Origin of the sequence: Kitasatospora sp. NPDC096147, from assembly GCF_044763225.1 — a bacterium.
Taxonomy (GTDB): Bacteria; Actinomycetota; Actinomycetes; order Streptomycetales; family Streptomycetaceae; genus Kitasatospora.
Window position 1 is genome coordinate 556,858 of sequence record NZ_JBIWFX010000003.1, and the last position, 24,413, is coordinate 581,270.

Consider the following 24,413-nt stretch of genomic DNA (forward strand, 5'->3'; position numbering starts at 1 on the left):
GGTGCGGGTGGTGGTGGTCGACGACTACATCGAGGTCGGGCAGACGGTGCAACGCGCCCTGGCGGCCGATGGCCACCGGGTGACGGTGGCGCTCTCCCCGGAGGCACTGGAGCCGCTGCTCGACCAGCAGTCCTTCGAACTCGCCCTGGTGGACCTGGACTTCGGCCACGAATCGACCCTCAGCGGGCTGGCCGCGCTCCGCCTGCTGGCCGACCGCGAGGTGCCCACGGTGGTCTACTCGGCGGACAGCGAGCAGAGCCGGCTGCTCTTCCTGCTGACCGCCTTCCAGTACCACCGGCCGGTCGGCCTGATGCCCAAGAACGCCCCCAGCCGGGACATCCGGGCGATGGCCGCCGGAATCGCCGACGGCGCCCCCGGCCCGGCGGCGGCCCTGGCCGAACGCTACCGGCCGCCCGCCGCCGGACCGAGCCTGCTGGACGGGCTGCTGGCCGGCCCCGGCGACCTGCCGGTCTGGCGGGCGCTCAGCCAGTACTCGCGCCGGGAGGAGCTGGCCCGGGTCACCCACCGCAGCACCAAGTGGATCGACAACTTCCTGAAGGCCCGTCACCCCGTGGTCGAGGAGCTGGAGCAGCGGTACCACCGCCGGAGTCCGGCGGGCCCCGCCCTCCCCCCGGCGGAGGCCGGCCGGGCCGCCGCCCGGCAGGCGCTGATCATCCCGGTCTGCTCCTTCGCCCGGGCCAACGCCCGGTTCTTCGCCGACCCCGAGGTGCTCCTGTTGCTGGCCGCCCGCCAGGTGCCTGCGCCGCCGCGCCACCCCGGAGCCGGCACGCTGTTCGGCCGCCCCCGGCGAGGCCGCTCGTGAGCCGGGCCGGCTGGCCCTGGCCGCTGGAGGGGCTGCTGGCGGCCGGTCCCTTCGCCGTCCTGGGTGCCGCCCTGCTCGTCTCGCCCGGCGGCCACCTGCTGCTCGCGCTCCTGATGGAGCGTCGGATGCCCAGGCCGCGCGAGGAGTTCCGCGCCCTGGCGGTCGGCGATCCGCTGCTCGCCCTGGCCGCCGCGCTGGGCACCCGGCTGCTCACCGTCCGTCCGGTCGCGGCGCCGCCCTGGTGGCTGCCCGCACTGGTGGCCGGCGGCTGGCTGCTGTTCGGCCTCTGGCAGTGGCGGGACGAGCTGCGCTCGGGCTTCTACCTGCCCGCCCAGGCCTGCTCGCCGACCAAGATCTGGCACCAGCTGGTGATCTACCCGCTGTTCGGCACCGGCGTGCTGGTGGTCTCGGCGGCCGGGCTGCTCACCCGGGGCGGCGGGCCGGCGGCCGTGCTCACCAAGGCGGCGCTGCTGCTCCTGGTGCTGGGCTGGGCCCTGCTGCTGCGGTACGACCGCCGCCACCCCCGGCTCGGCCACCCGCCGTACGACTGGCGGAGGTTGCGCCCGTGGCCGCGCCCGTGGCCGGAGACCTCGACCACGCTGCGGACCGTCCGGCGGGGCTGACGGACCGTACGAAGTATTCCCCTTCCTGCCCCCGTGGCGCGGGCCCAGCATGAAGTCATCAGGGCGGCGAACCGGCCGGTGCTCCCGGCCGGTTCGCGTGATCCTGCCACTCAGGAAGGAGTCCGAGGTGCACGAGAACGACTTCCACGTGGGCGGGTGCCTGCCCCCCGTCCCGGCCGGCGAGGTCGCCAAGGCGGTCGGTGCCGTCGTCACCACCGCCGCCGTCGCGGCGGCCGGTGTCCCCGGTGCCGCGCTGATCGCCTCCCGGCTGGCCGGGCGCGCGGTCGAGGAGATGACGGGCAAGTCCCGTGACCGCAAGCGCCACTAGCACGACCTTCGTCGTAGTCCCCCTGCACACCGAGAAGGAGCACCCCATGTCGGGGAACGCCGCCGGCCAGGCCGGCCACCACATCGCCCACCGGGCCATCCACCAGGCCCAGCACGAGTCCGACAACCTCTTCGACCACGCCGTCGGCCTGGCGGCCGGCCTCGCGGCCGGCGCCGCCACCGCCGCGGCGGCCGGGGCGGCAGCCGTGGCCGCGCCCGTCGCGGCCGCCCCGATCGCCGCCGCCACCCACGGTGCGGTGCTGGCCGGCGCCGGCGGCGGCTACCTGGCCGGCGTCAAGGCGGCCAAGGCCATCCGCGAGGGCCTGTCCTGACGGATCCTCACCGAGAGCGGGCCGGGCCCGGGGGCGGGGGACGCCTTCGGGCCCGGCCCGTCCGCCGTCCCCGGCCACGGGCCACGGGCCACGGGCCACCCGCACATCACCGCCCTGCCCCGTGCCGCCCCGCCCACCCGGGCCTGCCTGCCCGGGCCTGCCCACCCCGCCCACCCCCGGGCGCGCGGCCGCTCAGCGCTCGGGCCCGCTCCGGGCCGGCCCTCCCGCCCGGCTACCGCGCCACCACGGCCGCCCGGACCGCCCCTTGGTACCGCGTCAGGACCAGCTCCGCCAGATCCGGGTGCGCTCCCAGCGGAGCCGCGACGATCCACGGAGCAGCGGCGGCGGCCAGCCGGGCGAAGTCGCCCGGGGCGGTGAAGTAGGAGGCGACCGCGATCCGCCGGTGGCCCTCGGCGGTCAGCCGGGCCACCGCCTCGGTCACGCTCGGGCCGCCCGCCGCGACGGTGCCGACCCGGACCGGGACGCCGAGCCGGGCGGCCAGCAGGGCGGCCTGGGCCTCGGTGTCCACGGCCGCGTCCGGATCGCGGGAGCCCGCCGAGGCGAGCACCACCGCGTCCCCCTCCGGGCCCCAACCCGCCTCCTGGAGACGGGTTTCCAGCAGTTCGGCGAGCCGGACGTCCGGTCCCAGCGGTGCCGTCACCACCCCGGCCACCTGCGGTGCGCCGGCCAGCAGCGCGGGCAGGTCCACCTTGACGTGGTATCCCCGGCTGAGCAGCAGCGGCACCAGGACGGCCGGGCCGCGCAGCCCGTCCAGCACCTCCGGCAGCAGCGGGGCGTTCAGGCCCAAGTGGGCGAGCCGGACGTCGAGTTCGGGGCGGCGGGCGCGCAGCAGCGCGGTCAGCCGGTGGATCTCGGCCAGCGTCCCCGGGTCCCGGGAGCCGTGGGCTACCAGCACCAGGGCCGGGCGGCGGGCGGCGTGCAGCACCCGGACGGCCGGGCCGGCGGTGGAGGTCGTCGTCATGCGGACAGCCTGCCCGCTCCCTGTTTCGCCTCCGCGCCCGCCCCGGTCAAGCCCCCGTTAACCGGACCTCACAGCGGCCCGCCCCACCCCGGAGAGGGCACGGCGCCGCAGCCGCCACACCTGCCGGCCTTCGGCTCGAAGGCCGGCGGGAGCGTGCGCCCTCCGGGACCGTCCCGCGCTACGGGGCGTCAGCCCCGGAGCCGCCCGCCAGCCCCCGCATCTCCTCCGCCAGGACGCCCCGGACCCGCTTGGTCCGCTCGGTCCGCCACATCCGCTCCAGCTCCTCCCGGCACCGGGGCGCCCCGCCGTCGACCAGCACCACCAGCTCGACCGCCGCACCGCGCACCCGCTCGTCCGGGTGATCCAACAACCGGTAGTAGAGCGGCAGTTCCGCCGCCAGCAGCGCCTCGACCCGCTCGTACAGGCCCACGTTCCCGGCCTCCAGCTCGGTGTGGAACGGATCGGAGCCGGCCACGTCGCACAGGAGCACGACCGCCGCCGCCACCACCGCCGCGTCGTCCGACCGGCACAGGCGCAGGAAGAACGGGACGAGGTACTCGGTCGGCTCCAGGTAGCACCCGGAGTGCCCGTGGACGAAGGTGTCCTCCAGGTCGCGGCGGACCGCGCCCGTGTCCGGCCCGCCCTGGTCCAACTTCCGCAGCAGCTCCGGGATGCGCGCCGCCCGCTCGTACGCGTACTCGTCCCGCATCCCGGCCCACGGGATGTCGTCCAGTCCGTCCAACGGGCTCGTCGTGCCGCGCGGCCCGGCCTCCCCTCCGGGCAGGCCGGGCCCCAGCGGCAGGTCAGCACCGAACCCGCGCTCGTCGGGATTCAGCGCGAGCGAGTCGAGGTGGAAGCCCAGCGCCCGGTGGGTCTCCTCGTCGGTCTCGGCCCGCCGGGCCCGCTCCAGGGCGGCGGCGTGGTGGGGCGCCCCGGCGTCGACGGGGTGGAGCAGCTCCAGGCCCGCCCGGCGGACCACTGGCTCGGGCCGCTCCAGCATCGCATAGTAGGCCGGGCGCCCGGCCAGCAGCAGGGCCCGGACGCGCTCCAGCATCCCGGCGTTCCCGGCCGCCGTCTCCGCCTCGTCCGGCTCGGCGAGGGCGAGGTCGCGGAGCAGGTCGGCCGCCTCGGACGCGGTCTCGGCGGTGGGCGAGGCACAGAGCGCGATGAGGAACGGGAGCACGTGCTCGGCCGCCTCGGAGTAGCGGTCGCCACGGTCGCCGAAGTACCCCCGGCCGACGTCCAGAGCGGCACCCCAGATGTCGGTGGTGCCCTCCTCCGCCGTCGCCATCTCCCGGAGCGCGGACGGGATGCGCCCGGCATCGTGGCCGGGCCCGGGCACCCGCATGCCCTCCCAGGGAAGGTCGTCCAGTCCGTCCAACGGCGTCGTCATGGCCCGCAGACTAGGCGGCCTCCCGGCCGGCCGCCAGCACGATGCGCAGCAACTCGTCCGGGGCGTCCCGCATCACGTTGTGGGCGGAGTCGACGGCGTGGGTGCGCCAGGCCGGGTCGGCGGCGAGCTTCTCGTACAGGCTGGTGAACGGGGACGGGGTCGGCCAGCCGGTGGCGTAGACGTAGTCCCGGGCCCGGAAGCGCTCCGGCCCGCCCGTCAGGCGGACGGCCTGGAGGAGGGAGGCGAGCGGGTGCGGGGTGGCCCGAGGGTCGAAGAACGGGAGCGGGGCAGAGGTGAGGCCGTCGGTGCCGACGCCGTCCAGGTACCACGCGCGCTCGGCGTCGGTCACCAGCGACCAGCAGGATTCGCCGTCGGCGGGCACCACGGCGTCCACGTACACCAGCCCGGCGATCCGCTCCGGTAGCCGGTCGGCGGCACCGGTGATGACCATCCCGCCGTAGCTGTGGCCGACCAGCACCACGTCCTCCAGCTGCTCCTCCTCGATCAGGTTGACCACGTCGGCGAGGTGGGTGTCCAGGTTCACCGAGGCGTTGAGCAGGTGACGGCGGCTGCCCACGCCGGTCAGGGTGACGGGGTAGGCGTGATGGCCGGCCGCACGCAGGGCGCGGGCGAGCGGCTCGAAGGTCCAGGCTCCGTGCCAGGCGCCGGGGATCAGGACGTAGGTGGTCATCCGGGGTCTCCTCGGATCGGTCGGTGGTCGGTCGGTCGGTCGGTGGTCGGTGGTCGGTCAGCCGACGGTCGGTCAGCCGGCAGTCCGTCAAGGACGCCCAGCGCTCCTGCCCGCGATGTCAGACCGTCAACACGATCTTCCCGGAGGTGCGACCGGTCTGGCTGAGGCCGTGCGCCTCGGCGACCCGCTCCAGCGGGAGTTCGACACTCACCTCGGGCCGCAGCCGCCCGGCCCCCAGCAACGCGGCCAACTCCCGCAGCCCGGCCTGGTCGGCCTCCACCGCCATGAAGCCGGCCCGCAGGCCGCGCCCGGCAGCGATCTCGGCCAGGTACTGCTCGGCCGGGGAGGCGAGCGAGACCAGGATGCCGCCCGGCCGCAGCACCTCCAGCGAGCGCGGCCCGTACTCCCCGCCGACCGGGTCGACGACCACGTCGACCGGCTCCAGCACCTTCTCGAAGTCCTCCACCGTGTAGTCGACCACCTGGTCCGCGCCGAGGCTCCGGACGAAGTCGTGCTTGGCCGCCCGGGCGGTGCCGATCACGTGGGCACCCCGGGCCTTGGCGATCTGCACCGCGAGGTGGCCCACCCCGCCGGCCGCCGCGTGCACCAGCACCCGCTGCCCGGGGCGGACCGCAGCGGTGTCCACCACCGCCTGCCAGGTGGTCATCCCGACCAGCGGCACGGCCGCCGCCTGAGCGTGCGTCAGCCCGGCGGGCTTGCGCACCAGGTGGCGGGCGGGGGCGGTGACGTACTCGGCGTAGGTGCCGGCCGGTGCGGGGTGGCGAGGCATGCCGAAGACCTCGTCGCCGACGGCCAGCGTGGTGACCCCGATGCCGACCGCCTCGACCACGCCGGAGACGTCCCAGCCCAGGGGGACGATCCGGCCCGCCAGGCCGCCGCTGCTCCGGTGCCAGACGTCCGTCGGGTTGACCGAGGTGGCCCGCACCCGGACCAGCACCTCGGCCACCCCGGGCTCCGGCCGCGCCACCTCGACGACCTTGAGCACCTCGGGGCCACCGAACTCGTCCTGGCCGATCGCACGCATCACACGCACCGCACTCATCGTCATCTCTCCTGCTGGGAAGGGGTGTCGGCGGCCCGTCCGGCCGCCCGACACCAAGATCCCGCAGCTGACCACCCCGAACGAGTGGCAGGATTGCCGACATCTGAAAGAATCTCGCCATGCATCGCGTGGTGACCCTCGCCCTGGACGGCGTCTACCCCTTCGAACTCTCCATCCCGAACCGCATCTTCGGCGTGGCCGCCGGCCCGGACGGCGCCCCGCTGTACGAGGTGGTGACCTGCTCGCTGGATGGCGGGCCGGTCCGCACCGAGGCCGACTTCACCGTGCAGGTGCCGCACGGGCCCGAGGTGATCCGGACCGCCGACACCCTGGTGATCCCGCCGTTCACCTGCGAGACAGGCAGCGAACAGGACTGGCTGCCACAGGAGTTGGCACGCGCCCTGACCCTGCTCCGCCCCGGGGCACGGATCGTCTCGATCTGCACCGCCTCGTACGTGCTGGCCGCCGCCGGACTGCTGGACGACCGGCCCGCCACCACCCACTGGACCGACGCGGGGGAGTTCCAGCGGGCCTACCCCCGGGTGCGGGTGGACGCGGACGTGCTCTTCGTGGACAACGGCGAGGTGCTCACGGCGGCCGGCTCGGCGGCCGGGATCAACCTCTGCCTGCACCTGATCCGGCGCGACCACGGCTCCGAGGCGGCCAACCGGGTGGCCCGGCTCTGCGTGGTGCCGCCGTGGCGGGAGGGCGGGCAGGCCCAGTACATCGAGCGGCCGGTGCCCGAGGCCGAGGAGGCCAGCACGGCGGCCACCCGGGCCTGGGCCCTGACCAACCTCCACCGGCCGCTCCCGCTGGCCGAGTTGGCCGCGCACGCCCGGATGAGCGTGCGCACCTTCTGCCGCCGCTTCAAGGACGAGACCGGCGTGCCGCCGGGCCAGTGGCTGATCCGGCAGCGGGTCGACCACGCCCGGCGCCTGCTGGAGACCACCGACCTCCCGGTCGACCAGGTCGCCCACCAGGCCGGCTTCGGCACCGCCGTCTCGCTCCGCCAGCACCTGGCCACCACCATCGGCGTGGCCCCGCTGGCCTACCGCCACTCCTTCCGGACCCCGGTGGCCACGCAGTAGCCTGCCGCCCGGACACCGAGGACGGGGGACTGATGCGGTCTCAGACCGAGTACAACATGCGGCTCATGGCGGAGCTCCGGGAGCAGGTGCTGGCGGCCGTGCCGGGCGAGGAACTGGAAGCCGCCACCTACCTCCGGCAGGGCCCGGGCCTGCTGGTCAGCGCCCCGCTGATGCGCGGCTCGCACTACCTGGCGCTCACCCGCCGGCACCTGCTGCTGCACCGGGCGGGCGCCCTCTCCCGCATGCCGGGGACGGCCGTCCACCTGGCGCACCGCCAGCAGGTCGGCACCGTGGTCCGGGAGGCCCGGCGCGGGCTGCTCTGCCCCACCCTGGTGCTGCAGTTCCCGGGGCAGCCCCGGCCGTTGCGGTTCGACGTCCCGCCGTCCTGGCGGCCCCAGGCGCTGCGGCTGATCGACGCTCTGCGGCTGCCGGCCCGGAGCTCCTGACCGGCAGCCGCGACCGGCGGTCCGCGACCGACCGCGGGCCACCAGGCCCAACATTCTCGATGCGTAACGGAGTCGGCACTGCCGGAAGGGCCCGGGGCGCGCTGCTCACCGGCCGTGCGGTTCGACGTCCCGCCGTCCTGACGGCCCCAGGCGCTGCGGCTGATCGACGCTCTGCGGCTGCCGGCCCGGAGCTCCTGACCGGCAGCCGCGACCGGCGCGACCGACCGGCGCTCCGCGCCCGGCAGTGGGGCGCCAGGTCCAACATTCCTGCTGTGCAACGGAGTTGGCTCCGCCGAAAGGGCCCGAGGCGCGCTGCCCACCGGCCCCCGCAGCGCCACCTTCAGCCCGACGCCGGTCCGCCCGCACCGCAGCCGTGGCCACCCGGGAGCCGGGGCGCTACAGCTCGTCGAGCGCGCGGGCCAGCCGCTCCAGCACCTCCGCCACGGCGGCGAACTCGGCGTCCCCACCCAGCAGTTCGGAGAGCCGGCCGGCCACCTCGACATGCCCCGGGGTGATCCGCCGGACCGCCTGGTAGCCCTCCTCGGTCGGGGCGAGCAGCTTGGCCCTGCGGTGCGCCGGATTGGTCCGGTACTCAGCCAGGCCCCGGTCCACCAGCAGGTCGGCGATCCGCTGGACGCTCTGCCGGGTGATGCCCATCGCCCGGGCGATCCCGGCCACCGGCAGCGGCTCGGCCAGCACCGCACCGAGCACCTGCCACCAGGCCGCCGTCAGCCCGGCCGGGGCGGCCAACTCCTCGGCCACGCCGAGGAATCGGCCGTTCAGCCGGAAGACCGCGAGTGCCGACCGGCTCAACGAGGCGGCGGGGAGCGGAGCCTCGATCACGACTGCCCCGCTGCTTCCAGCACCTCGTACGCGCTCGGGTCCGAGTGGCGGAACAACCGGTACCAGGCGTCCAGCACCTCCGGCTCCATCACCTCCAGCCGACCCAGCGCCTCCCGGGCGAAGGCCACCGGCTCGGTCGGTCCGGCGGTGATCAGCAGCCCGTCCTCGGAGGTGACGGCCTCCGCCTCCCGGTAGGACCCGCCGCCCTGGTAGCCCTCCTGGAAGCCGAGGTAGCCGGCCGCCGCCGAGGTGTGCGCCCGCCCGTCCAACAGGCCCGCCCGGGCCAGCCCGGCGGTCGCTCCGCAGATCCCCGCCACCGGCACCCCGGCCGCCACGAACTCCGCCGCCTTCTTCGCGAACGGCGCCAACGCGTCACCGGCATCCCAGAGTTGGGCCCCCGGCAGGACCAGCAGCGCGCTGTCCTGCGGCGTCAGCCCGTCCAGCGTGAGATCGGGCCGCACCCGCAGCCCGCCCATCGTGGTGACCTCGGCCTCCCCGGCCCCGACGGTGCGGACCTCGATCGGACCGGCCGACGCCCGGTGGGCCAGCCCGCTGCGCAGATTGGCGACCAGGTGGCCGTACTCCCAGTCGGCGAGGGTGTCGTAGACGGCAAGGTGAACGGTGCGGTTCGGCATTGCTCCTCCTCGGATCTTCACTATGGACAGCATCCTGTCACATTGACAGCATGCTGTCCATAGCGAGCGACCCCGACAGCTCACACCAGCGCCACTCCCCCGCTGAGACCGAAGTTCCGGCTGCGAAACAGCAGCGCTCCCACCGGGAAACACCCGCGAATCACAGTCGTCGGCATGACCCACCGCGCCCGGGGCGCGCACCACGAAGGGCCCTCCCGATGACGACCAGCCCGATCACCACCACCAAGCCGACCGTCGTCCTGGTCGGGTACGGCATGGTCGGCCACCGCTTCCTGGAAGCCCTGGCCGACACCGGCGCCGCCGACCGCTTCCGGGTCGTCGTGCTCGCCGAGGAGCCCCGCCCCGCCTACGACCGGGTCGCCCTCACCTCGTACTTCGCCGGGAAGACCCCGGAGGACCTGCTGCTCGGCGAGCCCGGTTTCCTCGACGCCCACGGCTTCGAGGTCCACCTCGACTCCCCCGTCACCGCGATCGACCGCGCCGGACGGACCGTCACCACCGCCGCCGGGCACACCGTCGCCTACGACACCCTGGTCCTGGCCACCGGCTCCTACCCCTTCGTCCCGCCGGTCGAGGGCCGGGACGCGGCCGGCTGCTTCGTCTACCGCACCATCGAGGACCTGCACGCCATCGAGGCCTACGCGGCCGGGGCCCGGGTCGGTGCGGTGGTCGGCGGCGGGCTGCTCGGCCTGGAGGCGGCCGGGGCGCTGAAGGGCCTCGGCCTGGAGACCCACGTGGTGGAGTTCGCCCCGCGCCTGATGCCCGTCCAGGTGGACGAGGGCGGCGGCGAGGCACTGCGCCGCACCATCGAGGAGATGGGCGTCACCGTGCACACCGGGGTCGGCACCTCGGCGATCCTGACCACCGACGGCGCCGCCAGCGGCATGACCTTCACCGACGGCTCCGCCATCGGCACCGACCTGGTGGTCTTCTCGGCCGGCATCCGCCCGCGCGACCAGCTGGCCCGGGACTGCGGCCTGACGGTGGGTGAGCGCGGCGGCATCGCGGTGGACGCCCACTGCCGCACCTCGGACGAGCACGTCTACGCGATCGGCGAGTGCGCCCTCGCGGTGGACGGCCGGGTCTACGGCCTGGTCGCCCCCGGCTACGAGATGGCCGCCACAGTGGCGCACCGGTTGGCCGGGCAGGCCGCGCAGGAGTTCACCGGTGCGGACCTCTCCACCAAGCTCAAGCTGCTCGGGGTGGACGTGGCCAGCTTCGGCGACGCCTTCGGCACCACCGCCGGCGCCCTCGACGTGGTCTACTCCGACGCCCGCTCCGGCATCTACAAGAAGCTGGTGGTCACCCCGGAGGGGGCCCTGCTCGGCGGCATCCTGGTCGGCGACGCCGAGGCGTACGCCACCCTCCGTCCGCTGGCCGGCACCGGCACCCCGCTGCCCGTCCCGGCCGAGTCGCTGGTGCTCCCGGCCGGCCTCGGCGCCCCGGTCCAGCTCGGCACCTCCGCACTGCCGGACGACGCGGTGGTCTGCAGCTGCCACAACGTCACCAAGGGCACCGTCCGGGGCGCGGTGACGGACCACCAGTGCACCACCGTGCCCGAGGTGAAGAAGTGCACCAAGGCCGGCACCGGCTGCGGCTCCTGCGTCAAGCTGCTCTCCACCCTGGTCACCGAGGAGCTGGAGGCCTCCGGCGTGGTGGTCGACAAGGGCCTCTGCGCCTGCTTCGCGCACACCCGCGCCGAGCTGTACGAGATCGTCCGGGTCAAGCGGATCCCGACCCACCGTCAGCTGCTGGCCGAGCACGGCCGGCTGACGGACGGCGAGGGCTGCGAGGTCTGCAAGCCCACGGTGGCCTCGATCATCGCCACCCTGGCCCCCGAACTGACCGCCTCCGGCTACGTGCTGGACGGCGAGCAGGCCGCCCTCCAGGACACCAACGACCACTTCCTGGCCAACCTGCAGAAGAACGGCTCCTACTCGATCGTCCCGCGCGTCCCCGGTGGCGAGATCACCCCGGAGAAGCTGATCGTGATCGGCGAGGTGGCCCGGGACTTCGGGCTCTACACCAAGCTCACCGGCGGCCAGCGGATCGACCTGTTCGGCGCCCGGGTCGACCAGCTGCCGCAGATCTGGCAGCGCCTGGTGGAGGCCGGCTTCGAGTCCGGCCACGCGTACGGGAAGTCGCTGCGCACGGTGAAGTCCTGCGTCGGCTCCACCTGGTGCCGCTACGGCGTGCAGGACTCGGTCGGCATGGCGATCCGGCTGGAGCTGCGCTACCGGGGCCTGCGCTCCCCGCACAAGTTCAAGTCCGGGGTCTCCGGCTGCGCCCGCGAGTGCGCCGAGGCGCAGAGCAAGGACTTCGGCGTGATCGCCACCTCGAACGGGTGGAACCTCTACGTCGGCGGCAACGGCGGCGCCACCCCCCGGCACGCCGACCTGCTGGCCCAGGACCTCGACGACGAGACCCTGATCCGGTATGTGGACCGCTTCCTGATGTTCTACATCCGCACCGCCGACCGGCTGGAGCGCACCTCGGGTTGGCTGGAGCGGATCGAGGGCGGCCTCGACCACGTCCGCGACGTGGTGGTGCACGACTCGCTCGGCATCGCGGCCGACCTGGAGGCGCTGATGGAGCGTCACGTCGGCGACTACCGGGACGAGTGGGCCGCCACGCTGGCCGACCCGGAGCGGCTGAGCCGCTTCGTCTCGTTCGTGAACGCCCCCGGCGTGCCCGACCCGAGCATCCGGTTCACCGCCGAACGCGACCAGGTCAAGCCCGACCTGGAGATCCTCGCCACCCCGGAGCAGCTGCTCGCCAAGCTCTCCGCCGACCTGTTGGAGGTCCGATGACCACCGCCCTCGCCACCGCCAGGGTCGAACTGCACACCGCCGACGGCTGGATCCCGGTCTGCGACCGCGACCGCCTCACCCCCGGCCGGGGCGTCGCCGTCCTGCTCCCCGACGGCAGCCAGGCCGCCGTCTTCACGGACCGTCAGGACCGGGTCTACGCGGTGGCCAACCGGGACCCGTTCACCGGTGCCTACGTGCTCTCCCGGGGCCTGCTCGGTTCGACCCCCGACGGGCGGGTCTACGTCGCCTCCCCGCTGCTCAAGCAGCGCTTCGACCTCGCCACCGGCGCCTGCCTCGACGACGACACCGTCACCATCCCGGCCCACCCCGCCCGCGTCGTCTGACCGGGCCCCGATCCGCCGGTGGCCGCAGTCACAGCCCTGATCTGCGGCCACCGGCCCTCCCGCGCCGACCCCCTGACGGAGCGTCCACAGCTGCCGCGCCGCCACCGGAAGGACGGCGCCGATCCGGTGGACCACCAGCCTCCTGCGGCACGGCACGGCACGTCCGACAGCCGACGCCCGGTCACCCCGCCGACGACGGCCGGTGCGCCGATCGGCCCCCGTGGTCCGGGCCGCCCCCACACGATCCCCGGAGCTGCCCGGAGCCCCCTGGGGCTCCCGCCGGCAGGGCGGCCTCCCGGCGAGGCCCGCACCGCCTCGGCCGACCCCTCGGACCGCCCGCCGACCCCGCAGGGATCAGCGGACGGCGGCCAGCACCGCGTCCGCCATGCCGCGCTCGCCCGCCGCGTTCGGGTGCAGCGGCGAACGGCCCTCGGCCGCCGACAACGGCTCGACCCAGCGGGTGTCCTGCCCCGCGCACATGTCCCGGCCCGGGGCGACGGTGGAGACGTACCGGACCCCGGCAGCCTCGGTGCGGCGGCGCAGCTCGGCCTCCAGCTCGTGCTGCTTCCCGGTCAGGTAGGCCACGTCCGCGGGCTCGACCCCGGAGAGGGTCTGCGCGCAGCCGGCCGGATCGGGCGGGAACAGTTCGGGGTACCCGACCACGAACACCCGCGCCTGCGGCGCCCGCCGCTTCAGCTCGGCCAGCGCGGTGCCCAGGTTCCCGCCCGCCGCCGCGATCCTGCCGGACACCTCGTCCGCACCGCCCGGGCCGGTGAACTCGGCCGGGCAGCCCTTGCCGGTGAGGCTGGCCAGACCGCACCGGGTCAGCACCTCCATGAAGCCCGCGTCATTGGCCCCGATCCCCAGCGTGACCAGCCGGGTCTCCGGCGAGAGCGCGTCGAACTGCGGCCGGTTCGGCCCGCCGCTCACCTGCTGCGCGGTGGTCAGGTGGGTGGTCCGGGCTGCGCTGCAGCTGACGTCGGCGAAGTCCGCCGCGCCCAGCGCCTTCGCCACCAGCGCCGGGTAGTTCACCCCGGAGCGGAAGCACCCCGCCGGCACGCCGCTCTGCGGCGGCACCCCGAGGCCGGAGGTGTACGAGTCCCCCATCGCCACGTAGCGGCCCACCGGGGTGGCGGTGGGCGCACCGGCCTCACCCGACGGGGCGTCACCCGTCGCCGCCGTGCAGCCGGCGAGCAGGACCACCGGGGCGGCCCACAGCCCCCACCGGCCGAACCTCATCCGGCTACTCCCCGCCGCGCTCGTGCTCGGCGAGGAACTCCTCGAACCGGCGGCCGAGTTCGTCGGCCGAGGGCAGGTCCACCGGCTCGGCCAGCAGGCTGTCCCGGTCCTCCGCCCCGGCCACCGCGTCGTACTGGCCCTCCATCCCCCGGATGGCCGCGGCGAGCTCGCCGTCGCCCTGGGAGAGCTGCTCCTCGATGTCGGCGTAGACCTCGCCGACCCGGTCGCGCAGCTCGGTGCCGGGGAGCACCAGGCCGGTGGCGGACTGCACCGCCTCCAGGATCAGCACGGCAGCCGCCGGGTAGGGCGAGCGGGCCACGTAGTGCGGCACGTGCACGGCGAAGCCGAGCACCTCGTGCCCGGACTCGGCCAGCCGGTACTCCAGCAGCGCCTGGGCGCTGCCCGGCACCTGGGCCTGGTCGAACCACTTGGGGTAGCCGGCCGCCAGGTCCAGCCTGTTCCCGTGCGGGGTGAGGCCGACCGGACGGGTGTGCGGGACGCCCATCGGGATGCCGTGGAAGTCGACCGCCAGGCGCACCTCGAAGCGGTCCGCCAACTCCCGGACGGCAGCGGCGAACAGCTCCCACTCGGTGTCCGGCTCCGGACCGGTGAACAGCAGGAACGGGGTGCCGACCGAGTCGTGGACGAGCTGGAGCAGCAGCTCCGGCGGGTCGTAGTCGGTCCACTTCTCGCGGTCGAAGGTCATCGCGGGGCGGCGCGCGCGGTAGTCCACCAGGCGGTCGTGGTCGAAGCGCGCGACCACCTGCGGCGAGCCCTGCTCCAGCAGGTGGGTGACCACCTGCCCGCCGGCCTCACCCGCGTCCATGAAGCCCTCGAAGTGGTACAGCAGCACCAACCCGACACCGTCCGGGCCGGCCGCGGCCCGGGCGGCGGCCAGCGCGTCCACGCCCTGCTGCTCCAGCGTGTACAGCTCCTTGGGATCCCGCACCGCGCACCCAACCCCGATCGTGTCGTCGCTCAACGTCTGCTCGCTCAGTCCAGCACACCCGGCTGCCCCGGCATTCCCACTCTGCCGACCCCCGGCCGTCCGCGCGGGGCGAACGCGTCAGAATCATCGCATCCCGCCACGAAACCGCAGGTGGGGGGCCTGCTGGAGCGCTCGGCAGATGGAGTACGGCGGGCGACCTGACACCACGCGCCACGGATGACGCGCCGTGAAGTGACGCATTGCCTCCGGGCGGGTATCGTCCTCTCGCTGCCTCGCATCGCCGCGTCGTCGCCACGGTCGTCCGTCACGCCGTAGGCCCGTCCCGGATACGGTGCGGTCAGACACCCCCACCGCACCCTGCCTTCACCTGGCCGCCTGTTTCTCTTCGCGCACCCTCACCTCTCTCGGCCATCTCGCGGACGCACGCTGTCCCCTCGCTCATCCCCGCCGGACCGGTCCGTGGATCCGTGTCCGTTCCGGCACCGCGCTGCCCGGATGCGGGCCGTCGCCGCCGTACCTCCCGCACTGACCGGCGTTCCCGGGGTGCGCCGAGCCGGGCGACGGACCCGGCGTTCCGGGGCGAAACGTCCCGCCCGAGTGCCGCACCACGGTGCCCGGGCCCCTACGACAGCCGAAGGACCGAAGGTTTCCGTGCCCGTACCCTTCACCCTCATCGGTCGCACCGTGCGGCTGGAGCCCCTGGCCGAGCACCACGCCGAGGCACTCGCCGAAGCCGGCGCTGAGGACCGTACGACCTACGCCTTCACTCCTGTCCCGCACGGCCGAGAAGCCGCCCGGGAGTACATCGCGCGAGCCCTGGCCGATCAGGCCGCCGGACGCTCGGTGCCGTTCGCCACGGTCGCGGTGGCGGACAACCGGGTGGTGGGCTCGACCCGGTTCCAGGAGCTCGACTACTGGCAGGGCCCGGTGGTGTGGCCGCCCACCCCGGGCGTGCCGTTCGGTGATCCGCTGCTGGCGGTGCCCGACGCCGCCGAGATCGGGGCCACCTGGCTCTCGGCCAAGGCCCAGGGCACCGGCATCAACACCGAGGCCAAGCTGCTGATGCTCCGTCATGCCTTCGAGCAGTGGGGCGTCCAGCGGATCTCGCTCCGGGCCGACGCCCGGAACCTGCGCTCGCGGGCCGCGATCGAGCGGCTCGGCGCCACCTGCGAGGGGGTCCGCCGGGCCCACTCGCGCGGGCTGGACGGGGTGGTCCGGTCCACCGCGTTCTACTCGATCCTGGACGAGGAGTGGCCCGCCGTGCGGGACATCATCGAGCTGCGGATCGCCGCCGCCACCTCGCCGAGCGCCCCCGACCGGACGCTCGCCCCGGAGTGCCTGGGCCACGGCAGCTCCCTGCTGACGGCCTGACCGCGTCCGCCGCCGCCCGCCGTGACCGAGGTCGTGGCGGGCGGTGGCGGACGGGCGGCGGCGGACGAGCGGCGGCAGCCGGGATCAGCCGGCCGGCACCGCGTCCAGCACGGCCAGCCGGGCGTTCGCGGTGCCGATGCTCCCGCAGAGCACCCGGGCACCGCCGATCCGGTACTCCTCACCGCTCCCGGTGGCCCTGAGCACCGCGCCCTGGAGCGAGGCGTACTCCCGGTCGCGGAGGTCGGCCTTGCGCAGGTCCCGGACCACCACCAGCCTGCGGACCAGCTCGCCGGCCCCTTGCTGGGTGGCCAGCGCCTTGTTCTGATCCTCCGTCAGCCGGCCGAACGCGGCGTCGTCCGGGGCGAATACGGTGACGTTCTCCATCGAGTCGAAGAGGTCCTTCGCCTTGGCGGTGCGGATCAGCGCGGCGAACCGGGACAGGCCCCCGGACTGCTCGATCGCGGTCAGCACCGGCACCTCGGCCATCGCCGCCAGACTGCCCGGTCCCTGGGCGGGCAGCGCGGCACAGCCCTGGCCGTACGCGTCCTCCGGCGGCGGGGGCGCCGCGACCACCTGACCGCCGCCGCCCGGCACGGCGTCCGTCCCCGAGCAGCCGGCCAGCGCCAGCAGGGCGAGGGAGAGGGCCGCCAGTGCGGCGGGGCGCGGGGTGCGAGGCATGTCCGGTGCTCCTCGGGGGCTCTGGTCGGCCGGTGCGGCCCGACAGCCCGATCTTGGCAGCGGCGGCCCACCGGGCCCGCGAAGCCGAACGGCCGCCACCCGGTGGTCACCCGGGTGGCGGCCGTCCGCGGTGCTGCCCGCGCCCCTGGGAGCGGTCTCCTCGATCAGGAGGGCGCGTGCTCCGGCCACGACCGCCCGGCCCCGTCAAGGAGGAGGAGACCGCCCCTAGACCCGCGCCGACAGGCGGGTACGGACCCGGTCGCGGGTCTTCTCGGGGAGCTCCGCGACCTCCAGCAGGCGGGGCAGCAGCGCCGGTTCGAGGGTGAGGGCCCGGAAGGTCTCGGCCACCGTGAGGTCGTGGGTCGGCCGGTGCTCGACGGTGACGGTGTCACCGACCCGGATCTCGCCCGGTTCCAGCACCCGCAGGTAGGCACCGGGCAGCGCGCGCTGGGTGAAGCGCTTCACCCAGCGCTGCTCCTCCAGCCAGTCCGCGAAGGTGGAGCACGGGATCCGGGGCACCGTCACCTCCAGCAGCAGCCGCTCACCGACCCGCCAGCGCTCGCCGATCAGGGCGCCGTCCACCTCCAGCCCACTGGTCGTCAGGTTCTCGCCGAACGAACCGTCGGAGAACTCCCGGCCGAGCTCGGCGGCCCAGGCGTCCAGGGTCTCCCCGGCGTAGGCGTAGACGGCCTGGACCGCCCCGCCGTGGTGGTCGGTGTCGAAGATCACGTCGCCGGCCAGTCCGGAGCCGCCCGCCTCGACGGGCGCGGTGACCAGCACGGACCGGTCGGTCGGGCGCTTGTCGATGCCGGTCCCGGCGGCGTTCGGCCGGGCCGGGTTGGGGCGCGGACGGGCAAGGTTGACGGAGCGTAGATGAGCCATACGGCGCAATCTACGTGCCCGCCCCGGGCCCCCGCACACCCTTACCCGGCGGCCGGCCGGCCGCCGGGGGCGTGGGGAACCGCGCGCGGCGGAGGACACCCGATCACCGGCACCCGGCCTGCCGGGCCGTCCGGGCACGGCCCGCCCCCGAGCGCACCGAAGGGCCGTCGGGGGAGGCGCGGCAGCTGACGCACGCCCACCTGCCCGCCGGCACGCCGGCCCGGGCGTCCGCACCCGCTCCGACCGGTCAGAGCGCCGTCAGCAGCCCGGCCAACTCCCCCGCCGGGTCCGCCGCCACATGCCGCCCCGGGTCGGTCTCCGCCATCGCCGCCACCGGCCGGAAGCCGCCCCGCACCAGCCGGACCAGCACCGCGTACCCGACGTCCCCGCCCCGCCCGAGGTACAGCACGCCCTCCCGGGTGTACCGGAACCACACACCGGGCGGCTGCTCCCGGCTCCTGACCCTTCGCCAGTCGGCCACCGTCCAGACCGGCTCCGCCCCCGGCCCCGCATCCGGCAGCCCGACCGGCTCCGGCCGCAGCATCGCCCGTCCCTGCGGCCCGGCCACCGAGCCCGGCGCGGGGTCGGCCCACTCCGGCAGGGGCTCGGCGGCGGCCAGCCAGGGCGCCGGGATGCCCGCCACCCCCGTCCGGGCGGCCACCACGCCGCCGGTGATCGCGCCGGTGGTGTCCATGTCCCCGCCCGCCGAGACGGTCTCCCAGAGTGCCGCCGGGTAGTCGTCCAGGTGCCGGGCGGCGGCCCACAGGGCGTAGGGGACGGTGTCGGCCGCACTCACCAGCCGCCCGTTGCCGAGCAGCCGAGCGGCCGTCAGGTGGTCGGCCGAGCCGACGAGTTGGACCGCCTCGGCGATCCCGCGCCGCACCGCACCGTCCGGGGTGAGCGCCAGCACGGCCCGCAGGAAGCCCTCCGGCGTCACCGGCTCGGTCCGGGCCCGGACCGCGTACGCCGCCGCCACCGCGACGGCCACCGCCCCGGCCACCGCCTCCGGATGGGTGTGGGTGATCACGGCGGTCGCGGTGGCCGGCTCCACCGCCCGCGCCGGGTCGTCGGCGTACGCGGCGCCCAGCGGGGCGACCCGCATCGCGGCACCGTTCCCGTACGAGCCCCGGCCGTCGAACAGCGCGGCGGCCAGCGCCCGGGCGTCGCCGCCCTCGCGGACCAGGCGGAGCAGCCGGTTGGCGGCGGGGCCGTAGCCCCGGTCGAAGTCGTGGCGGTGGGCGAAGGCGTGGGTGAGGTCGAAGGTGTCGATCCCGCCCCGCTCGCTCAGTGCCGCGTGCACCGAGCAGGCCATCTCGGTGTCGTCCGTCCACGGCCAGGGGCCGGGCGGGAGTCGACGGTGGGTCAGGTGGTCGCGGTTGTCGGGGACGAAGAACTGGGCGCCGAAGGAGTCGCCCACGGTCAGGCCCGTCAGGGCGTCGTAGGAGGGGGTCATCGCCGCCGATCCTCGCAGCCGCCCGTCCGGCCCGTCCAGACCGGCGGACGTGCCGGCACACGGACCGGTGCCTCTGGTCAGCGGACGGGCCGGCGGCTCGGGTCAGCGGTCCAGGAACTCCCGCACGGCCGCCAGGAACGGCCCGGCCTCGCCGACCCACGGGAAGTGGCCCGCGCCGGGCAGCACCGCGTGCTCGCCGTTCGGGAAGGCGGCGGCGATCTCCGCCGCCCGGGCCGGGGTCGGCGCCCCGTCGTACTCCCCCGCCAGCACCAGCACCGGCGCGGTCAGCTCCGCCAGGGCCGCCCGGGTGGCGGCCGGGGCGAACGCCTCGTCCTGGTAGTAGGCCTGCGCGGCCTCCGGGTGCAGCTGCTCCGCACGCTCCGCCACGTGGGCCAACTCGGCCGTCCCCCAGCGGCCGTAGAGCAGCGGGGCGAAGCCCTCGAAGTCGAAGATGCCGCGCTTGGTCGCCTCCAGCGCGGCGGCGGCTGCCGGGTACCAGGGCTCGTCGGCCAGCAGGGCGGCGGCCCGGGTCCGGTCCTCGACGGTGGCCTCCACGTCCAGGGCGGCGGCGGCCGGGGTCACCAGCAGCAGCCGGCCGATCCGCTCCGGGTGCGCGGCGGCGTACAGGACCGCCAGGTCCGCCCCGGCCGAGTGCGCCAGCAGGTCCACCCGCTCCAGCCCGAGCGCGGCCCGGAACGCCTCGACGTCCCCGACCTGCCGGTCGCACCGGTAGGACTCCGGATCGGCGGGCACCGCGGAGCCACCGGTGCCGCGCAGGTCCAGGCGGTACAGGCTGCGGTCGGCGGCCAGGCCGCCGAGCTCGCCGTAGTAGGCGGAGGCGCGCATCGGGCCGCCGGGCAGGCAGAGCAGCGGGGCGCCGCTGCCGGTGCGGTGGTAGGCCAGCAGGGTGCCGTCAGGGGCGGAGAAGGTGGGCATGCACCGATCCTCCCCGTCTCCGCCGGTCAGGGCAAAGCGCGGTGACCGGCCGTCAGCTCCGCTACGGCACCCGCCCGGTGGGCGCCGCACCGGACGAGGGGCACTACCCCACGGCTCCGGCGGCCTCGGCAGCGGCGGCGGCCAGCTGCTGCAGGGCCGTCAGGTGCCCGGCCAGGGCGGCCCGGCCGGCCTTGGTGGCGGCCAGCCAGGTACGTGGTCGCTTGCCCACGTACCCCTTCTTGACCTTGACGTACCCGGCCTCCTCCAGCACGGCGGCGGTCTTGCTGAGCACCGAGTCGGAGACCTGCGCGTAGTCCCGGACGGCGCCGAACTCGGCCTCCTGGCAGCCGCTCAGGAAGGCCAGCACGGTGAGCCGGGTCGGATTGCCCAGCTGCGGATCGAGCCCGGTCACCGGCCGTCCTCCGGGCACTCCCGGCGGATCTGCTCGGTGACCCCGCGCATGGCCCGCCAGAACACCCCGCCGGCCGCCGCACCCGCCACCGCTCCCACCAGCAGCATCGGCAGCCCGGCCCACCACCCGAGCCCGCCGAGCCCGAGCTCGACCAGCGCGATGGCGAAGGCGGTGCGCACGGCCACCTTCGCGGCGGCAGGTGACGGGCGGTTGACCACCCCGCTCAGCCGACTCACCGCCCCGGCCAGCGCTCCGATGACCGGGCCCACCATCGCGCAGCCCACGATCATCAGCCAGTCCAGGTCGAACTGCATCGCCGTGCCGATCACCAGCCCCTGGGCCAGGAAGACCGCCCCGATCGCCGGGCCGTACCAGTCCGGTGGCGGCACCGGCCGGGCGGCGGCGGCAGTGGCCCGGCCGGCGAGCTCCAGCGCCTCGGCAGGAGTGAGCGACTTGTCCATGGAATCCCCCTCGGATCGGCAAGTGCTTCCATGGTGGCATCTACTTTCCGTTTTGGAAAGTACTTTCGACGGGATCAGCAGCGGGAGTCCACCTCGGCGAAGGAGTCGTAGTGGTCGTCGGTCCAGTACTGCTGTCCCGCCGAGCCGGTGACGATCCGTCGGGTGCCCCGGGTCTGCGCGCCGGGGGTGACCACGGTGTACTCGTGGTAGTAGCCGCTCCCCTCCTTCGGCAGCCGGCCCTCCCGGTTCTCGAAGACGATGCCGTCGCTCCGGTACGGGTACGGCCCGCCCTTGGCGATCAGGCCCAGGGTGTCGCGGGCCTGCGGGGGCAGCGCGGAGCGGCAGACGTCCGGGTAGGCGGCACTGGTCGGCACCCAGCCGGTCGGGCTCGCCGTGCCCGGGGCCGACGGCTTCGGCGGCGACGGCTTCGCGCCCGTCGCGGACGGGCCGGTGGACAGGCCGGTGGCGGACGGGCCGCCGGCGGGCGGGCTGGGCACGGGCGGCGTGCGGGTGGCCGGAGGGCTGACGGCCGCCGGGGTGCTCGCGGCGGCGGCGCCGCTCGGGGTGGCCGCCGGCTTCCCGCTGCCGCAGCCGGTGAGGGCGAGCAGCAGGGCGACGGCCAGCAGGTGGTGACGGTGCTTCATGGGCCCTAGCCTGCCGCCCGGCCCGCCCCGTCCGGGCGCAAAACGCCGCTGGGCCCGGTACGGACGCCATTGTCCGTACCGGGCCCAGCTGTCACACACGGCGGCTCTCCTGCGCCGAGCTCCGCCGTGCGCCCCTCCATAACTTGGTCGGAGTGGAGGGGTTGCGGTCAGCGATGGGACCGCGCTGCTTCGTGTCAGCGCGAATCGCTGCCCGCCGTCTCGAGGGCGGCGCGGCCTGCCTCCAGGCGCGCCACCGGGATCCGGAAGGGGGAGCAGGACACGTAGTCCAGGCCCACCTCGTGGAAGAAGTGCACCGACTCCGGGTCACCGCCGTGCTCGCCGCAGACGCCGAGCTTGAGGTCGGGGCGGGTGGCCCGGCCGGCCTCGACGGCGCTCTTCACCAGCGAGCCGACACCGTCGCGGTCGATGGTCTCGAACGGGCTGACGCCGAAGATGCCCTTCTCCAGGTACGCGGTGAAGAACGAGGCCTCCACGTCGTCCCGGGAGAAGCCCCAGACCGTCTGGGTCAGGTCGTTGGTACCGAAGGAGAAGAACTCGGCGGCCTCGGCGATCTGACCGGCGGTCAGGGCGGCCCGGGGCAGCTCGATCATGGTGCCCAGCTTGATGTCCAGCGACACCCCGGTCGAGGAGGAGACCTCGGCCAGCACCCGCTCGCACTCGTCGCGGACCAGCTCCAGCTCCTGGACGGTGCCCACCAGCGGGATCATCACCTCGGGGCGCGGGTCCCCGCCGGCCAGCTTGCGCTCGGCGGCGGCCTCGGCGATCGCCCGGACCTGCATGCCGAACAGGCCGGGGATGACCAGGCCGAGGCGGACGCCGCGCAGACCCAGCATCGGGTTCTGCTCGTGCAGCTTGTGCACCGCCTGGAGCAGGCGCAGGTCGTTCTCGTTCGGGTCCTTGCGGGCCTCGGCGAGGGCGACGCGCACCGACAGTTCGGTGATGTTCGGCAGGAACTCGTGCAGCGGCGGGTCCAGCAGACGGACCGTCACCGGGAGCCCGTCCATCGACTGGAACAGCTCCAGGAAGTCGCCCTTCTGCAGCGGCAGCAGGGTGGAGAGCGCGAGCTCGCGGTCCTTGTCGTTGTCCGCCAGGATCAGGTGCTCGACCTCCTTGCGGCGCTCCTCGCCGAGGAACATGTGCTCGGTGCGGCACAGGCCGATGCCCTGGGCGCCGTAGCGGCGGGCGCGGTTGGCGTCCTCGGCGTTGTCGGCGTTGGCCCGGACGGCCAGCCGGCGGCGGACGTCGGCGTGCGCCATCAGGCGGTGCACGGCCTGGACCAGGCCGCCCTGGACGTCGGCGCCGGCGTGCAGGGTGCCCTCGAAGTACTCCACCACCGGGGAGGGGAGCACCGGTACCTCGCCGAGGTAGACCCGGCCGTTGGCGCCGTCGATCGAGACCAGGTCGCCCTCCTCGATCACCAGGCCGTCGGAGGTGGTCATCCGGCGGGACTTGGTGTCGACCTCCAGCTCCTCGGCGCCGCAGACACAGGTCTTGCCCATGCCGCGGGCCACCACGGCCGCGTGCGAGGTCTTGCCGCCGCGCGAGGTCAGGATGCCCTCGGCCGCGATCATGCCCTCCAGGTCGTCCGGGTTGGTCTCCCGGCGGACCAGGATGACCTTCTCGCCGGAGCGGGACCACTTGACGGCGGTGTAGGAGTCGAAGACCACCTTGCCGACCGCGGCGCCGGGCGAGGCGGCGATGCCCCAGGCGACCTGCTTGGACTCGGCGTTGGGGGCGAAGCGGGGGAACATCAGCTGGGAGAGCTGGGCGCCGTTCACCCGGTGCAGTGCCTCGTCCAGGTCGATCAGGCCTTGGTCGACCAGCTGGACGGCGATCCGGAAGGCGGCGGCGGCGGTGCGCTTGCCGACCCGGGTCTGCAGCATCCAGAGCTTGCCGCGCTCGATGGTGAACTCGATGTCGCAGAGGTCGCGGTAGTGGTTCTCGAGCTTCTGCATGATCGCCATCAGCTCGTCGTACGACTTCTTGTCCAGCCCCTCCAGGTCGGAGAGCGGGAGGGTGTTGCGGATGCCCGCCACCACGTCCTCGCCCTGCGCGTTGGAGAGGTAGTCGCCGTAGACGCCGACCGCACCGGTGGAGGGGTCGCGGGTGAAGGCGACACCGGTGCCGGAGTCCTCGCCGAGGTTGCCGAAGACCATCGAGCAGACGTTGACGGCGGTGCCCAGGTCGTTCGGGATGCGCTCCTGCCGGCGGTACAGGCGGGCTCGGTCGCCGTTCCAGGAGTGGAAGACCGCGTGCACGGCCAGGTCCATCTGCTCGCGCGGGTCCTGCGGGAAGGCGCGGCCGGTCTCCTCGAGCACGATGCCCTTGAAGGTCTCGACCAGGGCCTGCAGGTCCTCGGCGGTCAGGTCCAGGTCGTCCTGGGTGCCCTTGGCGTGCTTGGCCGCCTCCAGCGCGTCCTCGAACAGCTCGCCCTCGACGCCCAGCACGGTCTTGCCGAACATCTGGACCAGGCGGCGGTAGGAGTCCCAGGCGAACCGGTCGTTGCCGGACTGCGCGGCCAGGCCGAGCACCGAGGTGTCGGAGAGGCCGATGTTCAGGACCGTGTCCATCATGCCGGGCATGGAGAACTTGGCGCCCGAGCGGACCGACACCAACAGCGGGTCGGCCGCGTCACCGAGCTTCTTGCCCATCTCGGCCTCAAGGGCCTCCAGGTGGGCGCTGATCTCCTCGTGCAGCGAGGTGGGCTCGCTGCCGGTCTCCAGGAAGACCTTGCACGCCTCGGTGGTGATGGTGAAGCCGGGAGGGACCGGCAGGCCCAGGTTGGTCATCTCGGCGAGGTTGGCTCCCTTGCCACCGAGAAGGTCCTTGAGGTCCCTGTTTCCTTCGGTGAAGGAGTAAACGAACTTCTGCTGCGACGGCACGGGTCGGTCTCCTCGCACACGGTTGCCCTGACGCCGGAGAACATACCCATTTCGAAGGCGGTTT

Annotated in this window: 25 protein-coding genes; 9 read left to right on the forward strand and 16 right to left on the reverse strand. The window is 74.6% G+C overall.

What is annotated here, in order from left to right; genetic code table 11:
• Position 1: 1 nt before the first annotated feature.
• From ACIRBX_RS13200 to ACIRBX_RS13215, 4 genes are all read left to right on the forward strand, one after another.
• Positions 2-823, forward strand: coding sequence for a hypothetical protein (locus ACIRBX_RS13200; RefSeq protein WP_402296142.1), 822 nt, complete (start codon positions 2-4; stop codon positions 821-823).
• Positions 820-1,446, forward strand: coding sequence for a hypothetical protein (locus ACIRBX_RS13205; protein WP_402296144.1), 627 nt, complete (start codon positions 820-822; stop codon positions 1,444-1,446). The genes ACIRBX_RS13200 and ACIRBX_RS13205 overlap by 4 nt, the downstream gene beginning before the upstream one ends.
• 127 nt (positions 1,447-1,573) lie before the next feature.
• Entirely contained in the window at positions 1,574-1,774 is a 201-nt protein-coding gene (locus ACIRBX_RS13210) for a hypothetical protein (RefSeq protein WP_402296146.1), read from the forward strand.
• 46 nt (positions 1,775-1,820) lie between these two features.
• Positions 1,821-2,105, forward strand: a complete 285-nt coding sequence (locus ACIRBX_RS13215) for a hypothetical protein (protein WP_402296148.1) — start codon at positions 1,821-1,823, stop codon at positions 2,103-2,105.
• Between the two features lie 232 nt (positions 2,106-2,337).
• Here ACIRBX_RS13215 and ACIRBX_RS13220 read toward each other — a convergent pair whose 3' ends face one another.
• The 4 genes from ACIRBX_RS13220 to ACIRBX_RS13235 all read right to left on the reverse strand — a co-directional run bounded on the left by ACIRBX_RS13220 (position 2,338) and on the right by ACIRBX_RS13235 (position 6,240).
• Positions 2,338-3,087 carry a sirohydrochlorin chelatase gene (locus tag ACIRBX_RS13220; protein ID WP_402296149.1) on the reverse strand — a complete coding sequence of 250 codons (750 nt, stop codon included), beginning with the start codon at positions 3,085-3,087 and terminating at the stop codon, positions 2,338-2,340.
• Positions 3,088-3,265: 178 nt separating this feature from the next.
• Positions 3,266-4,480, reverse strand: coding sequence for a hypothetical protein (locus tag ACIRBX_RS13225; RefSeq protein WP_402296151.1), 1,215 nt, complete (start codon positions 4,478-4,480; stop codon positions 3,266-3,268).
• A gap of 10 nt (positions 4,481-4,490) precedes the next feature.
• Positions 4,491-5,171: an alpha/beta fold hydrolase gene (locus ACIRBX_RS13230; protein ID WP_402296153.1), complete on the reverse strand. Its 681-nt coding sequence runs from the start codon at positions 5,169-5,171 to the stop codon at positions 4,491-4,493.
• Positions 5,172-5,289: 118 nt separating this feature from the next.
• Positions 5,290-6,240, reverse strand: a complete 951-nt coding sequence (locus ACIRBX_RS13235; RefSeq protein ID WP_402296155.1) for an NADP-dependent oxidoreductase — start codon at positions 6,238-6,240, stop codon at positions 5,290-5,292.
• A gap of 113 nt (positions 6,241-6,353) precedes the next feature.
• Between ACIRBX_RS13235 and ACIRBX_RS13240 the strand changes: the two genes are divergently transcribed.
• Both ACIRBX_RS13240 and ACIRBX_RS13245 read left to right on the forward strand, forming a co-directional pair.
• The gene (locus ACIRBX_RS13240) at positions 6,354-7,322 is read left to right on the forward strand and encodes a GlxA family transcriptional regulator (RefSeq protein ID WP_402296156.1); all 969 of its coding nucleotides are present in this window, start codon (positions 6,354-6,356) and stop codon (positions 7,320-7,322) included.
• Between the two features lie 32 nt (positions 7,323-7,354).
• Positions 7,355-7,768, forward strand: a complete 414-nt coding sequence (locus ACIRBX_RS13245) for a hypothetical protein (protein WP_402296157.1) — start codon at positions 7,355-7,357, stop codon at positions 7,766-7,768.
• Positions 7,769-8,164: 396 nt separating this feature from the next.
• Here the strand turns inward: ACIRBX_RS13245 and ACIRBX_RS13250 are convergent, their stop codons facing one another.
• Positions 8,165-8,611, reverse strand: coding sequence for a MarR family winged helix-turn-helix transcriptional regulator (locus ACIRBX_RS13250; protein ID WP_402296159.1), 447 nt, complete (start codon positions 8,609-8,611; stop codon positions 8,165-8,167).
• The gene (locus ACIRBX_RS13255) at positions 8,608-9,246 is read right to left on the reverse strand and encodes a DJ-1/PfpI family protein (RefSeq protein ID WP_402296161.1); all 639 of its coding nucleotides are present in this window, start codon (positions 9,244-9,246) and stop codon (positions 8,608-8,610) included. Before ACIRBX_RS13255 ends, ACIRBX_RS13250 begins: the two co-directional genes overlap by 4 nt.
• A gap of 218 nt (positions 9,247-9,464) precedes the next feature.
• Between ACIRBX_RS13255 and nirB the strand changes: the two genes are divergently transcribed.
• Together nirB and nirD are read left to right on the forward strand one after the other, a co-directional pair.
• Positions 9,465-12,077, forward strand: a complete 2,613-nt coding sequence (gene nirB, locus ACIRBX_RS13260) for a nitrite reductase large subunit NirB (protein ID WP_402296163.1) — start codon at positions 9,465-9,467, stop codon at positions 12,075-12,077.
• Entirely contained in the window at positions 12,074-12,421 is a 348-nt protein-coding gene (gene nirD / locus ACIRBX_RS13265; RefSeq protein ID WP_402296164.1) for a nitrite reductase small subunit NirD, read from the forward strand. Before nirB ends, nirD begins: the two co-directional genes overlap by 4 nt.
• A gap of 354 nt (positions 12,422-12,775) precedes the next feature.
• Here the strand turns inward: nirD and ACIRBX_RS13270 are convergent, their stop codons facing one another.
• Both ACIRBX_RS13270 and ACIRBX_RS13275 read right to left on the reverse strand, forming a co-directional pair.
• On the reverse strand, positions 12,776-13,660 hold the full coding sequence (locus tag ACIRBX_RS13270) for an SGNH/GDSL hydrolase family protein (RefSeq protein WP_402296166.1): 885 nt from the start codon (positions 13,658-13,660) through the stop codon (positions 12,776-12,778).
• A 4-nt stretch (positions 13,661-13,664) separates the two neighbouring features.
• Positions 13,665-14,609 carry a PAC2 family protein gene (locus tag ACIRBX_RS13275; RefSeq protein ID WP_402296167.1) on the reverse strand — a complete coding sequence of 315 codons (945 nt, stop codon included), beginning with the start codon at positions 14,607-14,609 and terminating at the stop codon, positions 13,665-13,667.
• Positions 14,610-15,260: 651 nt separating this feature from the next.
• Between ACIRBX_RS13275 and ACIRBX_RS13280 the strand changes: the two genes are divergently transcribed.
• On the forward strand, positions 15,261-15,980 hold the full coding sequence (locus ACIRBX_RS13280) for a GNAT family N-acetyltransferase (protein WP_402296169.1): 720 nt from the start codon (positions 15,261-15,263) through the stop codon (positions 15,978-15,980).
• 84 nt (positions 15,981-16,064) lie between these two features.
• Here the strand turns inward: ACIRBX_RS13280 and ACIRBX_RS13285 are convergent, their stop codons facing one another.
• The 8 genes from ACIRBX_RS13285 to ppdK form a co-directional block, all read right to left on the reverse strand.
• Positions 16,065-16,658 (reverse strand): fasciclin domain-containing protein, encoded by a 594-nt coding sequence (locus ACIRBX_RS13285; protein ID WP_402296170.1) that lies wholly within the window; start codon positions 16,656-16,658, stop codon positions 16,065-16,067.
• Positions 16,659-16,883: 225 nt separating this feature from the next.
• On the reverse strand, positions 16,884-17,540 hold the full coding sequence (locus tag ACIRBX_RS13290) for an MOSC domain-containing protein (protein ID WP_402296172.1): 657 nt from the start codon (positions 17,538-17,540) through the stop codon (positions 16,884-16,886).
• 247 nt (positions 17,541-17,787) lie between these two features.
• Positions 17,788-18,993, reverse strand: coding sequence for an ADP-ribosylglycohydrolase family protein (locus ACIRBX_RS13295; protein WP_402296173.1), 1,206 nt, complete (start codon positions 18,991-18,993; stop codon positions 17,788-17,790).
• Positions 18,994-19,095: 102 nt separating this feature from the next.
• Positions 19,096-19,929, reverse strand: coding sequence for an alpha/beta fold hydrolase (locus ACIRBX_RS13300; protein WP_402296175.1), 834 nt, complete (start codon positions 19,927-19,929; stop codon positions 19,096-19,098).
• 103 nt (positions 19,930-20,032) lie between these two features.
• Positions 20,033-20,341 (reverse strand): transcriptional regulator, encoded by a 309-nt coding sequence (locus ACIRBX_RS13305; protein WP_402296177.1) that lies wholly within the window; start codon positions 20,339-20,341, stop codon positions 20,033-20,035.
• On the reverse strand, positions 20,338-20,802 hold the full coding sequence (locus ACIRBX_RS13310) for a hypothetical protein (RefSeq protein WP_402296179.1): 465 nt from the start codon (positions 20,800-20,802) through the stop codon (positions 20,338-20,340). The genes ACIRBX_RS13305 and ACIRBX_RS13310 overlap by 4 nt, the downstream gene beginning before the upstream one ends.
• Before the next feature lie 74 nt (positions 20,803-20,876).
• Entirely contained in the window at positions 20,877-21,446 is a 570-nt protein-coding gene (locus ACIRBX_RS13315) for a ribonuclease domain-containing protein (RefSeq protein ID WP_402296180.1), read from the reverse strand.
• 194 nt (positions 21,447-21,640) lie between these two features.
• Positions 21,641-24,349 (reverse strand): pyruvate, phosphate dikinase, encoded by a 2,709-nt coding sequence (gene ppdK / locus ACIRBX_RS13320; RefSeq protein WP_402296182.1) that lies wholly within the window; start codon positions 24,347-24,349, stop codon positions 21,641-21,643.
• Positions 24,350-24,413 lie beyond the last annotated feature (64 nt).